Below are 13,363 nucleotides of genomic sequence, written 5' to 3' on the forward strand. Positions count from 1 at the left end.
AATTCCTTCGTCAAGCTAAAGGCAGGCATGCCAATCTGTTGATTAAATAATTTACATCACACTTTCAACTTATTCGATTAAGTTGAAAGTGTGTTGCACAATAAACATAGCAATATTACCTCAACAACTCACGAAAAATGAACCGTCGAAGGTCTCAATTTTGAACTTATGCTAATTTTTGAGGACACAAATATAAATATCGGCCAATGCAACAATATCATTAGCAAGTTGCCGTTTTTGGGCTGCGCCGAAAGATTAAACATAATCGCTGATAGAAAGATTGCTCACGATAATATCGCGTCATCCTGCGATGTATTATGCTAAACGATAACTTTTTTGCGGTGAACAATTAATGATGTTAACGCTTAACCTCAAGGGCTAATTTTAATACTTGGGAGCTGATCTTTAATCCTGACTTTTCTAACACTTGCATATTAACCTTGAATTGTAATCGCTTATCTTGCTCGACAATTTCAATCATCCCACCTTGCATTGCAAAACCGGTAATATCCGAAACCGTTAAAATAGCTTTATTCTCTACCGTCAATAATAAGCGATGTGTTATGTCTCTAGAATTAGCGTCAATAAAAACTACATCACACTGTTCGATTTTACTTGTGTCTGACAACTGAATAATCATGACAGATTGAGTGAACAGTGTTTTATCAGAGAGCCCCATAAAACTATCGTGATATTGATTGTTGAAATAACATATTTTCCACGCGGATTGTGCATCAAGACGCACTTCAGGCCATTGAGTAAACTTAGCAAAGTTATAGGTTAATGCCGCTTTTAACTCGAATACGTTCTGCGCCATAGAGACTTGTGGAAGCAAAATAGCTCCCACGACTAATAATGAATACAGTAACTGTCGACTTAAACTGGAACTTTTCATTGTTGCTACCTTAAAAGGTCAAAGTAGCTTTGAGGTAATAACTTGGCCCCACACGATAAGGGAGCTGATAACTCTCTCCTTCATACTCAAGATGTGCTGGATCAAGTAAATTTTTACCAAACGCTGACAGTATGACATCAGGCGTAACCTTCCAGTGCAGCCCTAAATCGACTCCGCTAGTGCTAGTAATTGTCTTAGTACTGAGGTCATTAATATTTAATACGTAAGCGTCACCAACAAAACGCCAAACTAGATTAAAGTCAACATTATCGCTAATACTCCAATCCATCATTGTCGATATCATATGCTCTGGAGCATCAGTATTTTGACTTTGACTTTCACCAAACTCATTTTGAGTAAAACTATAGTTTATTTTGAATTGGATAGTATCAGTGGCAGCCCACTGAGATGACAATTCAAATCCATAGTTATATCCATCAAGATCATTACTGAATGTTAAATATTGCGAAATATAATTGGGAAATGTGCTTAAATCTGTTGCGCCAGCTGGAGCGCTGCGCAATTGGTCATAATCGTTATAAAATATTGCTGAATCAAATGACCATTTTTTTGCAGGCGTAAAACGATAACCTACCTCATAAGAAATGATTTCTTCAGATTTATAATTATCATTACCAGCCACCCATATACTGACCAATGGCGACTGAACTGAAGGCGGTATGATTTGTGAGTTCACCGATAGATTATTCTCTATCCGTGACGGTGTTCTGACTGCGCGAGCAACAGAGGCCCACAGATTATTTTTTTTATTCAACTGCCACATCAGGCGAGCATTCGGTTGGACCTCAAAGCCAGTGTCGTCATAGTGTTCAAAACGTGACGCTAACGTCAGCCACAACTCATCTTCGACTAACGTAATCTCATCACGAACAAATGCACTCCACAAATTGGTTCGTGTCGATTCTGGCTCGCTACTTACGATAATACTGCTTTGGTCGAAATCATCTTGTATAAAACGGTAACCAAGCCCCCAGACAATACTATGATTTTGTCCAACAAGTAGCTGATGCTGAAAATCAACATCAACCGTTTCACTACTAAATCCGTACCAGTCATCATCTCTTTTTGCATAATCGTAGTAGGCTTGAAGGCTATATTGAGAGGTCGACGATAATGCTTTAGTGAGTTTTGATAATAGATTAAAGCCATCACTGCTTATTTCATCACGGTTAAATTCACGATATGAAGGCCCAACTAATGATGGGTAATAGGAGGTCTGCTGCATTTCAGTACGATACACATCACTGCTCAACATGAGGCTTGTGCCCGTCTCGAGCTCTATATCAACGCGACCTCCAACTTGAAAATGCGTCCAGTCATTTTCTTTCTCGACTGTGGCTAATTGCTCCGCAAGAGCTCTATCGAGATCTTGCGAATTATACTCAAGCGAGTCTCTGCTATGGCCTTTTACATACACTCTTGATGTTGCATTGTCAGACAATGTGGAACCATAACGAAAACCAGCAAATCCTTGCTCATAATCTCCGGCCCCCAATTCTGCATAGCCACCAGATGTATCTGCACTGTGTTTGGTAATAATATTAATCACACCGTTTACTGCATTGGCACCCCACATCGCTGCGCTAGGCCCGCGAATAACTTCGATGCGTTCAATATCGGCCATAAGCGTATCTTGAACCTCCCAGTAGACACCTGAAAATATTGGCGAATACAGGGTTCGGCCATCCATCAATACGAGTAATTTGTTGTTATAGCGCCCATTAAAACCTCGGCTGCTGATAGCCCACTTTTGAGAGTCAATCTGCCCTACATGCAGCCCTGGTACATCGCGAAGCACTTGCGGGATTGAAGTAGCACCTGAATTACGAATATGTTCGCTTGTGATGACATAGATTGCTGCGGGCGAATTCGACAAAGACTGTTTTTGTTTTGATACCGAAGTGACTTCGACATTCAGTAACTCTTGCAGACTAAGATCGAGAGAGTTTGATTCGTTGGCAATTGCACTGTAACTAGCCAAAAAGGCTAATAGCACGGAATAAGAAACAAGGTTCAACTTTAACATTTTCAACAATTCCCTTATTAAGCTAACGACAATTGTGAGAGTTTACTGACTAAAGAATAAAAAGTTCACAATTAATTTACACGATTAACTTACACGATTAAGTTGAAAAAGTATGTTACAGGATAAGATATTAAGTAATTTTTGAGTGGTAGATCTTGTGCAGAACAATAAAAAATATTAGTGATCGAAATAATGACAAAAGAGTTTACCCATAAGGAAACCCTTTAATCAGCTTTTCGTTTAACGTCGTCCTGAATTCAGCATGTAGCATCGTTAAAAATGAGTTGGCCACTACGGGTCATTTGCACTTACGGGCAAACTTTATTGTCACTACACACAATTAAACTGCCAATCCTGCAGCAACACCAGAGCTCCAAGCCCATTGAAAATTAAATCCACCTAACCAACCACTTACGTCCATTACCTCACCAATGAAATACAAACCTGGTACCTTATTAGCTTGCATGGTTTTAGATGACAATTCATTGGTGTCAACGCCGCCTAAAGTCACTTCGGCAGTGCGATAGCCTTCGGTGCCATTCATAATAATAGACCAGTCGTTTAAGTCGTTAGCAAGTTTTTCACGCTCGCCGTGGCCGAGCTGATTTAAAGCTTTATCCAGTTGAGACTCGTCAAATAGTGTTTCAACCAAACGCTTAGGTAACCACTGGCTTAAGGTATTGCGTAGGCTTTGCTTTGGATGATGTTTTAGTGCAAATTCAATTTTATCTAACGCGTTTTCACCCGGTAATAAATTGATAGAAATTGCTTCACCTGGCTGCCAGTAATTAGAAATTTGCAGTACTGCTGGGCCTGATAGACCTCGATGAGTAAACAATAACGCTTCGCTAAATTGAGTACCATCTTGGGCGGTAATGGTTGTTGGCACGGCAATACCCGATAACGGCTCAAAGCGCACTTTTTGTTCGGCATGCCACGTAAATGGAACTAAACCAGCACTGGTTGATAACACCGTTAAACCAAATTGCTCTGCCAGCTTATAGCCATAAGGCGTAGCACCTAATTTGGGCATGGATAAACCGCCAGTCGCTATCACTAACGACTCGCAGCTAAAATCACCATTTGAGGTAGTTAAATTAAATCCTGTATCCGTTTTAGTAACAGATAGCATTTCAGTACGCAGCTTTACTTTAGCGCCGGCCCATTCGCATTCAGTCATTAACATGGTGACGATTTCTTTGGCTGAGTCATTACAGAATAACTGCCCATGCTCGCGCTCATGGTATTCAATACCATGACGTTCAACCAGCTCAATAAAATCGCTTGAACGATAGCGAGCTAATGCTGATTTTACAAAGTGTGGATTGCCACAAATAAACTGGTGCGGCTCAACCTTTTGGTTGGTAAAGTTACAACGTCCGCCACCACTGATAAGAATTTTTTTACCAGCTTGTTTGGCATTGTCTAGCACCAATACATCACGACCTCGATAGCCCGCAGTAGCAGCACACATTAATCCTGCCGCGCCGGCGCCGATAATAATTACGTCATGATGTTTCACGTTTTACTCCACACTTTAAATGGGTTGTTTTGTATTTAATTGATAAATATTAAATGCAAAAAAGGATGCTATTTTAGCATCCTTTTTAGTATCTATTCACGGTTAACTTAGCCGCTCTGTTGCACTATTTTTTCAGCGTTTCAGATTTCTTGTCTCGACTAAGTAACTCTTTTGCTGCTTCAACCGGTGCTTTACCTTGGTATAAGACTTGGTAAATTTGCTCGGTGATCGGCATTTCTACCCCTAGGCGTTTGGCTAAGGTAAACACTTCTTTAGTGTTTCGATAACCTTCGACTACTTGACCGATTTCTTCTTGCGCGGTGATAACGTCTTTGCCTTGACCTAAAGCCAAACCAAAACGACGATTACGCGACTGATTATCGGTACACGTTAATACTAAGTCACCTAAACCCGCCATACCCATGAAGGTTGATGCATCGGCGCCGATAGCTTCACCTAAACGGCTCAGTTCAACTAAACCACGAGTAATGAGTGCGGTACGCGCATTTGCACCAAAGCCAATACCGTCGGACATACCTGCACCAATGGCAATCACGTTTTTAACCGCTCCGCCTAATTGTATGCCGATAAAATCGTCATTTGCGTATACACGCAAGCGTTTTGGACTATGAAGCAATTCGACTAAGTCATGGGTAAACTGTGGGCAAGTACCCGCAACCGAAATAGCGGTAGGTAAACCAGCGGCTAATTCTTTGGCAAAGGTAGGCCCAGATAACACAGCTAGTGGATAATGTTCACCTAATTGCTCACGAGCAACATCTTGTAATAAACGGCCAGTTTCAGGCTCTAAGCCCTTGGTCGCCCACACAATACGTGCGTCGTCACGCAATAATGGTTTTGCTTGCTTAAGCACGTCACCAAATACATGGCTTGGTACAACAACCAAAATATTCTTGCTGGCGGCTAAGGCTTTGCCTAAATCAGCTTCGATGGATAAACAATCAGGAAACTGAATGCCAGGCAAAAAACGTTCATTACTGCGGCTTTCCGCTAATACTTGCATGCTTTTAGGATCGTGACCCCAAAGCAATGTCTTATGGCCATTGCTGGCTAAAGAAATAGCAAGGGCGGTGCCATAAGACCCCGCCCCTAATACCGTAATTTCGGCAGCGTTATTCATAAATTACGCAGTTGCTTCTTCAGTTGCAGCAGCTTGACGCTGTTGAACGTACTGAGCAAATAGAGCATCAAAATTCACTGGAGCAAGGTTTAGTTGTGGGAAAGTACCACGGCCAACTAAGTTGCCAACTAATTCACGTGCGTATGGGAACAATACGTTAGGGCAATATGCACCTAAAGAATGGGCAAGTTGTTGCTCAGTTAAACCCACAATCGAGAAAATACCCGCTTGCTGAACTTCACATAAAAATGCGGTGTCTTCGCCATTTTTAGCGGTAACAGTCAGTGATAAAATCACTTCGTATGTGTCGTCAGACAATTTGTTGCTGCGAGTATCTAAATCTAATTTTACTTCTGGGTTCCATTCTTTCTGGAAAACAGCAGGGCTGTTTGGCGTTTCAAAAGACAAATCCTTTGTATAAATACGCTGAATGTTGAACTGTGGTGCTTGTGCTTCGTTGTTTGCTACTTCAGCCATAATTTCCTACCTATCAATGTTATTTAGCTTTTCTGTGAAGCTAATTGTGTTGGGCTTTCACACTCAATGCATAAAGAATTAATCTAACATTAGTGCTATCCCGTAAAGTTGATCCAGCTCGATAAATGATAACGAACAAGATCTTGATAATAAACCGTGTTAACTCATACCCAAATTCGTTAACACCGAATACCATTAAGCAACCATATTAACGCTTGCTTTTAACTACTGGTAAATTAGCACCTTGCCATTCGCCCATGCCACCTTTAAGGTTAAACACGTTTTCAAATCCTTGTTTAGTAAGAAGTTGAGCTGCTTGTGACGATGTCATACCTGAGTTACATACTAATATAATGGGGCTAGTTTTAAACTTTTCAAGGCTAGTGACTTGATTATTTTTAATTTCTGATAAGGTCACATTGAGTGAATCAACAATATGGCCTTTCTTAAATTCTTCTTTGCCACGCACATCAACGAGTTTGGCATCTTGCTTATTCACCATGAGTGTTAGCTCTTGATGACTGACATTTTTCACTTTTGATGTACCAGATTTAATGACACTAACAACAAGTGCTACAAACAAGCCGACCCACGCTAAGCTTAACATTGGATTCGCTTTAAAAAATTCCATATATTCTTGCATAATTACTGATTTCTCTGACGATGACTAAGATGAGATGGCCTCGAGTATATCGTTTTGCTCGGCAGTTTTCATTAAAGAAACACCTAAAATAAACGGTTTACGCCGAGTTATTCGTGACTCGCCCCTCGTTATCAGCTGCTTTAGTTATATCTTCAAACCTATATGCCTTTTGCACACTATCGATAAGTAGTAATATTCATACAATTGAAATTTTATAACACTTCTATTTTAACTTAATAAGGTACTTGCAAATGGCTAAAAAACGTCCACTCGCATTACTTATCCTTGATGGTTGGGGTTACAGTGAAGACACGCAAGATAACGCGGTTTTTCATGCAAACACTCCTGTCTTAGATAAGCTCAATGCACAATACCCTCACAGTCTTATTTCAGGTTCTGGTATTGACGTCGGATTACCCGATGGTCAAATGGGTAACTCTGAAGTTGGCCATATCAATATTGGTTCTGGCCGAATTGTTTATCAAGAACTCACCCGCATCAGTAAAGCAATTGTAGACCATGAGTTTGAACAAAACGCAGCACTTTGCGATGCAGTAGACAAAGCCATTGCCGCAAATGGTGCGGTGCACATTATGGGGCTATTGTCTGCCGGTGGTGTACACAGCCATGAAGAGCACATTGAAGCTATGTGCCGTATGGCTGTTGAACGCGGCGCAACAAAAGTGTACTTACATGCCTTTTTAGATGGCCGTGATACGCCACCTCGTAGCGCTCAAAATAGCTTAGTCCATTTTGATGAGCTATTTGCTGAATTAGGTCATGGCCGTACAGCCTCAATTATTGGTCGATATTTTGCCATGGATCGTGATAATCGTTGGGATCGCGTATCGCAAGCCTACGAATTAATCACCGAAGCTAAGGGTAAGTTCGCTTATGCTTCGGCACCAGAAGCGCTTGAAGCGGCATATGCTCGTGATGAAAACGATGAGTTTGTTGCAGCATCTGCCATTGTTGATGCGCAAGGCGAAGCTGCCGTATTAAGCGATAATGATTCACTGATATTTATGAATTTCCGTGCAGATCGTGCTCGCCAAATCACCCGCACTTTCGTGAATCCAGATTTTGACGGGTTTAAACGTAATAAAACACCAAAAATCAACTTTGTGATGTTAACTGACTACGCTGCAGACATTAATGCTCCGGTAGCCTATCCATCGAGTGATTTAGTCAATACTTTAGGCGAAACCCTGCAAAACCAGGGTAAGACCCAGCTGCGTATTTCGGAAACTGAAAAATATGCTCATGTGACTTTCTTTTTCAATGGTGGTAAAGAAGAGCCATTCGAAGGTGAAGATCGTATTTTAATTCAGTCACCTAAGGTCGCAACGTATGATCTGCAACCTGAAATGAGCTCGACAGAATTAACCGATAAATTGGTAGCCGCGATAGAATCTACAAAATATGATGTCATCATTTGTAACTATCCAAATGGTGATATGGTCGGCCATAGCGGTAACTTTGATGCCGCAGTTAAAGCGTGTGAAGCGGTTGATGCATGTATTGGTCGTGTCGTCGAAGCGTTAGCTAAAGTTGATGGCGAATGCTTGATTACTGCCGATCATGGTAATGCCGAAAAAATGAAAGATCCTTCTAACGGACAAGCATTTACAGCTCACACCAGTAACTTGGTACCGTTCGTTTATGTCGGTCGTGATGCCGTGATAAAAGATGGTGGACGCTTGAGCGATATTGCGCCAACTATGTTAACCTTAATGGGCCAAAGCATCCCGAAAGAAATGAGTGGACGCTGTATCATTGACCTTAAAGAGTAAACATTAACTCGTGATAACTCGTTTATTTATTAAAGCCAGCATTGTTGCTGGCTTTCTAATCTTTTCATTTACGGCAAATAGTGCTGATTTGTCTTCACGCCAGTCGGCTTTGAAGTCTATTCAAGCACAAATAAACCAACAACAAAATTCGCTCAAAGACACCTCAAGGCAACGCGAGAAGCTTATTGCGTTACTAAAAAGTGACGAGCAAGCGATTGCAAAAGCAGCTAAAAAAGTCAATCAATCACAAAATTCATTGACTGAAGTTAACGCCAAACTTAGCAACTTGGATAAACAGCAGATAGATTTAGCCAAGCTTAAAAAAAGTCAGCAAGACACCTTATCAAAACAGTTATCTAGCGCTTATTTGGCAGGTAATCATGATTACACTAAGATGATGCTGAATCAGCAAAATCCGGCCACAGTTGAGCGCATGCTGGCGTATTATCAATTTCTCAACAATGCCCGCATAAAAGCTATTCAACAACTCAAGCAAACTAGCATTGATCTTAATAAAGTTAAGCAACAGCAAGTAACAGCAAAGCAAAAACTCAATGCTTTAGTGATAGATCAAAAACAACAAGCGCAGCAATTAACCAAAGAGCAAGGCCAACGCCAACAAACATTGACTCAACTACAAAGAACCTTATCCAGTAAAGGTGCGGAATTAGAGCAACTGCAAATAGAAGAGGCAAGTTTAAAACGTATAGTGCAACAAGCAATGCTTGCCGCAAAAGCCAATCCAACTATGGATGGATTAGTCAGTCAAAAAGCCAAATTAAAATGGCCAACTAACGGCAGAGTGAGTAAACGATTTGGTAGCAACCGTTCTGGACAAATTGTTTGGAAAGGAACTGTACTTGCCGCACCTGAAGGACAAAATATCAATGCTGTGGCATCAGGAAAAGTTATTTATGCCGACTGGTTACGTGGTTTTGGTATGGTGTTAGTTATTGATCATGGTAAGGGTTATATGAGCCTCTACGGTCACGCCCAAACACTATTAAGACAACCTGGAGATATGGTGAAAACTGGCGAGTCTATTGCGCTTGTTGGCCGTTCAGGTGGGCAAAGCGAACCAGGGTTATATTTCGAAATCCGTAATAAAGGTAAGGCTGTCGACCCAGCTTATTATTGTCGTTAATAGCAAAACACGTATTGCTAATATTCAATGGTTCAACGTATTACAAGGTATAGCATTATGCCTTGCCAAAGAAAGCGGTTAACGGCCCGATTAATTAGCACTATATCAACGGGCATAACTGTGTCTATAATCACGCCGTTATATAGATATCATTGAACAATAAAACTCACACAACCAGATAAGCTAAATTCGTGCGAAACCTACTATTACTCCTACTATGCTTATGTAGCATTATGCCCGCTACAGCGACTAAATTAGCCATTATCATTGACGATATTGGTTATCGCCTAACTGACGAAGCAGCATTGTCATTACCCAATTCGATCACTTTATCGGTGTTGCCCCATACTCCGCTAGGACAAAAACTTGCGCAAGATGGTTATCATAAAGGTCATGAAATAATGTTACACCTACCAATGCAAGCCTTAAATGGCAAAGCTTTAGGACCTGGAGGGCTAACCAATGATATGAATGAGACACAAATTAAACAACAGTTACAAAGTGCGTTCTCTAATATCCCGTTTGCTAAAGGGGCTAATAATCATATGGGGAGTTTACTGACTCAAATGGATGAACCGATGTTATGGGTAATGCAGAGTTTAAAACAGCAGCAGTTGTTTTTTGTCGATAGTTTTACCACTAAATATACCAAAGCCAGCAACAAAGCGATGCAGCTTGGAGTACCATCACTGAGAAGACACATATTTTTAGATAACGACATTAGTGAACGTGCGCTTGAACGTCAGTTTCAGCAGATGATTACGCAATCCAAACGGCAAGATAAGCTGGTTGTTATTGCACATCCTTACCCAGAGACCATTCGATTTTTAAACGCTAATTTAGCTCGTTTGAACGATAATGGCATCACATTAGTACCAACATCTCAATTATTTGATGATATAAATGTCACGACAGCAAGTCTGCCTAATCCAACTGCAACACTGAAATAGATAAGTCAGGTAGTGTAGATAAAATTTCCGTTTTATTGGATACAATATCAGCTAAGGTATATTGATCAAGTACCGCCAGATAAGCTGTAACAGCCTGACCCAACACGCCTTTTAATTGACATATTGGCGTAAATCGGCAATAAGGTGAGTCACAATCAATAGGTGATAGTGAATGCTCTAAATCACGGACCAATTGCCCAATTAACACCTCATCAGCAGCTTTTGCTAATCTAAAACCACCACTTTTACCTCTGACCGTCTGCAAATATCCCTTTTTTCCCAATTGATGGATAATCTTGGCTACATGGTTTGAAGAAAGGTCAAACACACTAGTCACTTCAGCTATTCGAAACAAACTTTCGCGTTCAGATTGCACCGCAAGATACATCAAAATGCGAATACCAAAATCTGTATATCGGGTTAATTGCATGATCTAAAATATCCAAGGTAAGTAATAAACGCAGATTAGCATGTTGAAGACTCTAAATCAGTGATCAACCATAAAGCTTGTTCATTTGTGGTGCCGCACACATCAATACTTGCACTAAACTCAGCACAAACATCTGGACGTTCTGGTTGACCAAAAATCATACACAGATTATCGGCATTTAATTGAATACAACGCACCCCAGCAGGTTTCCCCATTGGCATGCCTGGTATTGCACTAGTGATAGAAGGCGCAATGCAGCAGGCACCACAACCCAAACGACAATCCATAACTTTACCCACTAAATAAAAAACACTGTATTTTACAAGAATGTACTCTTAACGACATGTTTAATTACATTATTGGTATCGAGAATAATTGAAATAGTCGCCGAGCTAAGGCAAGTTACTCTCGAGCATTTCTTCAACCACTATGCCATTGTATATTAGATCACATTTTTAGTTCTTAAGCATTAAGCACACAACAGTCATAGTGGTACATTATACCCTCTTATAGAATAAGGAAATTACCCATGAAACGTCCTGTAATTCTCGACTGTGATCCCGGTCATGACGATGCCATCTCACTTATTTTAGCACTTAGCTCTACAAAGCTTGATGTATTAGCTGTCACCACCAGTGCCGGCAACCAAACACCAGACAAAACCTTAAACAATGCTTTACGTGTACTAACACTATTAGATCGTCATGATATACCTGTTGCAAGCGGCGCCCTTAAGCCATTAGCTCGTGATCTGATCATTGCAGATAATGTTCACGGCGAGAGTGGTCTGGATGGACCCAAATTGCCCGATCCAGCCTTTGCACCTGTAGAACAAACGGCTATTGAACTGATGGCCGAAAAAGTGCGTAACAGTAAGCAACCCGTCACACTTGTTCCAACTGGACCGTTAACTAATATTGCGCTGTTTCTAGCTGCTCATCCTGAGTTACATCACAACATAGATAGTATCGTTCTGATGGGTGGCGCTGCAGGTGTGGGCAATTGGACACCAGCTGCTGAATTTAATATTTTTGTCGATCCAGAAGCTGCAGATATGGTATTCAAATCTGGCTTGCCAATCGTAATGTGCGGACTAGATGTGACTCACGAAGCCCAGATTATGGATGAGGATATTGAGCGAATTAGAGCCATTAAAAATCCTATCGCGCAATGTGTTGCGGAATTACTCGACTTTTTTATGATTTATCACCGCGACCCCAAATGGGGATTCACTGGGGCACCACTACATGACCCTTGCACCATCGCATGGTTACTTAATCCATCACTGTTTACCTCGGTCGATTGTTGGGTGGGTGTTGAAACGAAAGGTGAATATACACAGGGAATGACAGTGGTTGATCGTTATCAATTAACCGGTAAACCACATAATGCAAAAGTATTGTTCAATATTAACCGAACAGGTTTTGTCGACTTTATCGTAGAACGTCTAAGCGATTACTAACAAACTCATGCCATGCAGATAAAAGTAACCTGCATGGCAGTAACTGCGGATAACAATTAATATCTTATTCGTTATCTGCAGTACTAATACCGAGCAAGCGTAACATTCAACTCTTTTTCTCTGCTTAAATAGTTACCAATTAATATTCCATACAAACTAGCTACAGCAATAAACAATGAACCAGCGGCCCATACGACAAAGACTATTTTATTATCTCTATAATCCACACCCAATAATAAATGGTACACAATCTCGATAAACTTTTAATCTAACTTAACTAACACTCTGCTTTTAGCTATGTATATCAATTTGGAGTTAATACCAATCCTATTAAATATGTGATCTTTCAGCGGGAGTTTAAAGTGCTGTAGGCAAGGCAGATGATTGAATCGAATAGTGATTCTCGGTAATAAGCTCCTGCGATACTCTACCTCCAGCATCTGACCGCCATGGATGGTGGGGATGTCTTATTTTTTATGGAAAAAAATATACCATGCCGTCGTATTTTGAAAACATCTAACAAAGCATAAAGGACTTTGAAACCCGCCAGAATGGAGTCTCTCAGTTATTCCACTTCTGTGTTACATCGATTAAAAAGGTAACAACCATTTCTACATCAATGCGCCTTGAATTGAAAAACCTGAGAGACGCTGAACTGACCAGATATTTAATGAGATTGGTATAACACGTAAATTTCAGATACAAAAAAAGCCTCGTCGTTAGACGAGACTTTGATGTCATGACAAAGCAGACAATGATAATAAGAGTGGACCTAAACCCCCGGCGTGACTGGTCACTTTCTATTGATTGAGAGTCAACCGTCCAAATAGATTGGATGAATGCAAAGCAATACCGGGAA

12 protein-coding genes are annotated in these 13,363 nt (G+C 40.7%); 4 read left to right on the forward strand and 8 right to left on the reverse strand.

Annotated features, from left to right (window positions below):
* Nucleotides 1-358 precede the first annotated feature (358 nt).
* From AAEY97_RS09730 to AAEY97_RS09755, 6 genes are all read right to left on the reverse strand, one after another.
* A complete protein-coding gene (locus AAEY97_RS09730) occupies nt 359-895 on the reverse strand; it encodes a YfiR family protein (protein ID WP_350998462.1) in 537 nt (178 codons plus the stop codon).
* 10 nt (nt 896-905) lie between these two features.
* Nucleotides 906-2,942, reverse strand: a complete 2,037-nt coding sequence (locus AAEY97_RS09735) for a TonB-dependent receptor plug domain-containing protein (protein WP_350998465.1) — start codon at nt 2,940-2,942, stop codon at nt 906-908.
* A gap of 340 nt (nt 2,943-3,282) precedes the next feature.
* Complete coding sequence (locus AAEY97_RS09740) at nt 3,283-4,464, reverse strand: BaiN/RdsA family NAD(P)/FAD-dependent oxidoreductase (RefSeq protein ID WP_350998468.1); 1,182 nt, start codon at nt 4,462-4,464, stop codon at nt 3,283-3,285.
* Nucleotides 4,465-4,588: 124 nt separating this feature from the next.
* The gene (gene gpsA / locus AAEY97_RS09745; RefSeq protein WP_162024215.1) at nt 4,589-5,605 is read right to left on the reverse strand and encodes an NAD(P)H-dependent glycerol-3-phosphate dehydrogenase; all 1,017 of its coding nucleotides are present in this window, start codon (nt 5,603-5,605) and stop codon (nt 4,589-4,591) included.
* A gap of 3 nt (nt 5,606-5,608) precedes the next feature.
* Nucleotides 5,609-6,082, reverse strand: coding sequence for a protein-export chaperone SecB (gene secB, locus AAEY97_RS09750; RefSeq protein ID WP_011639424.1), 474 nt, complete (start codon nt 6,080-6,082; stop codon nt 5,609-5,611).
* 208 nt (nt 6,083-6,290) lie between these two features.
* The gene (locus AAEY97_RS09755) at nt 6,291-6,725 is read right to left on the reverse strand and encodes a rhodanese-like domain-containing protein (protein WP_101088677.1); all 435 of its coding nucleotides are present in this window, start codon (nt 6,723-6,725) and stop codon (nt 6,291-6,293) included.
* 251 nt (nt 6,726-6,976) lie between these two features.
* On the opposite strand from AAEY97_RS09755, the gene gpmM reads away from it, so the two are divergent.
* From gpmM to AAEY97_RS09770, 3 genes are all read left to right on the forward strand, one after another.
* Entirely contained in the window at nt 6,977-8,518 is a 1,542-nt protein-coding gene (gpmM, locus tag AAEY97_RS09760; protein WP_101088678.1) for a 2,3-bisphosphoglycerate-independent phosphoglycerate mutase, read from the forward strand.
* A gap of 10 nt (nt 8,519-8,528) precedes the next feature.
* The gene (locus tag AAEY97_RS09765) at nt 8,529-9,662 is read left to right on the forward strand and encodes a murein hydrolase activator EnvC family protein (RefSeq protein WP_350998471.1); all 1,134 of its coding nucleotides are present in this window, start codon (nt 8,529-8,531) and stop codon (nt 9,660-9,662) included.
* A 191-nt stretch (nt 9,663-9,853) separates the two neighbouring features.
* The gene (locus AAEY97_RS09770; protein ID WP_502959444.1) at nt 9,854-10,612 is read left to right on the forward strand and encodes a divergent polysaccharide deacetylase family protein; all 759 of its coding nucleotides are present in this window, start codon (nt 9,854-9,856) and stop codon (nt 10,610-10,612) included.
* Here AAEY97_RS09770 and AAEY97_RS09775 read toward each other — a convergent pair.
* Both AAEY97_RS09775 and AAEY97_RS09780 read right to left on the reverse strand, forming a co-directional pair.
* A complete protein-coding gene (locus AAEY97_RS09775) occupies nt 10,587-11,042 on the reverse strand; it encodes an Rrf2 family transcriptional regulator (protein WP_101088681.1) in 456 nt (151 codons plus the stop codon). The two genes, AAEY97_RS09770 and AAEY97_RS09775, sit on opposite strands and share 26 nt — an antisense overlap.
* A gap of 35 nt (nt 11,043-11,077) precedes the next feature.
* Entirely contained in the window at nt 11,078-11,329 is a 252-nt protein-coding gene (locus tag AAEY97_RS09780) for a YkgJ family cysteine cluster protein (protein WP_011639430.1), read from the reverse strand.
* 242 nt (nt 11,330-11,571) lie between these two features.
* On the opposite strand from AAEY97_RS09780, the gene rihA reads away from it, so the two are divergent.
* Complete coding sequence (gene rihA, locus AAEY97_RS09785) at nt 11,572-12,504, forward strand: pyrimidine-specific ribonucleoside hydrolase RihA (RefSeq protein ID WP_350998475.1); 933 nt, start codon at nt 11,572-11,574, stop codon at nt 12,502-12,504.
* Nucleotides 12,505-13,363: the final 859 nt, after the last annotated feature.

It is taken from the genome of Shewanella sp. TB7-MNA-CIBAN-0143 (genome assembly GCF_040310065.1).
Classification (GTDB): domain Bacteria; phylum Pseudomonadota; class Gammaproteobacteria; order Enterobacterales; family Shewanellaceae; genus Shewanella.

Bases quoted from the DNA above. Each gene is read 5' to 3' on its own strand.
- AAEY97_RS09730 (WP_350998462.1), bottom strand. From the start codon at position 895: ATGAAAAGTTCCAGTTTAAGTCGACAGTTACTGTATTCATTATTAGTC.
- AAEY97_RS09775 (WP_101088681.1), bottom strand. From the start codon at position 11,042: ATGCAATTAACCCGATATACAGATTTTGGTATTCGCATTTTGATGTAT.
- AAEY97_RS09735 (WP_350998465.1), bottom strand. From the start codon at position 2,942: ATGTTAAAGTTGAACCTTGTTTCTTATTCCGTGCTATTAGCCTTTTTG.
- gpsA (WP_162024215.1), bottom strand. From the start codon at position 5,605: ATGAATAACGCTGCCGAAATTACGGTATTAGGGGCGGGGTCTTATGGC.
- secB (WP_011639424.1), bottom strand. From the start codon at position 6,082: ATGGCTGAAGTAGCAAACAACGAAGCACAAGCACCACAGTTCAACATT.
- AAEY97_RS09780 (WP_011639430.1), bottom strand. From the start codon at position 11,329: ATGGATTGTCGTTTGGGTTGTGGTGCCTGCTGCATTGCGCCTTCTATC.
- rihA (WP_350998475.1), top strand. From the start codon at position 11,572: ATGAAACGTCCTGTAATTCTCGACTGTGATCCCGGTCATGACGATGCC.
- AAEY97_RS09755 (WP_101088677.1), bottom strand. From the start codon at position 6,725: ATGCAAGAATATATGGAATTTTTTAAAGCGAATCCAATGTTAAGCTTA.
- gpmM (WP_101088678.1), top strand. From the start codon at position 6,977: ATGGCTAAAAAACGTCCACTCGCATTACTTATCCTTGATGGTTGGGGT.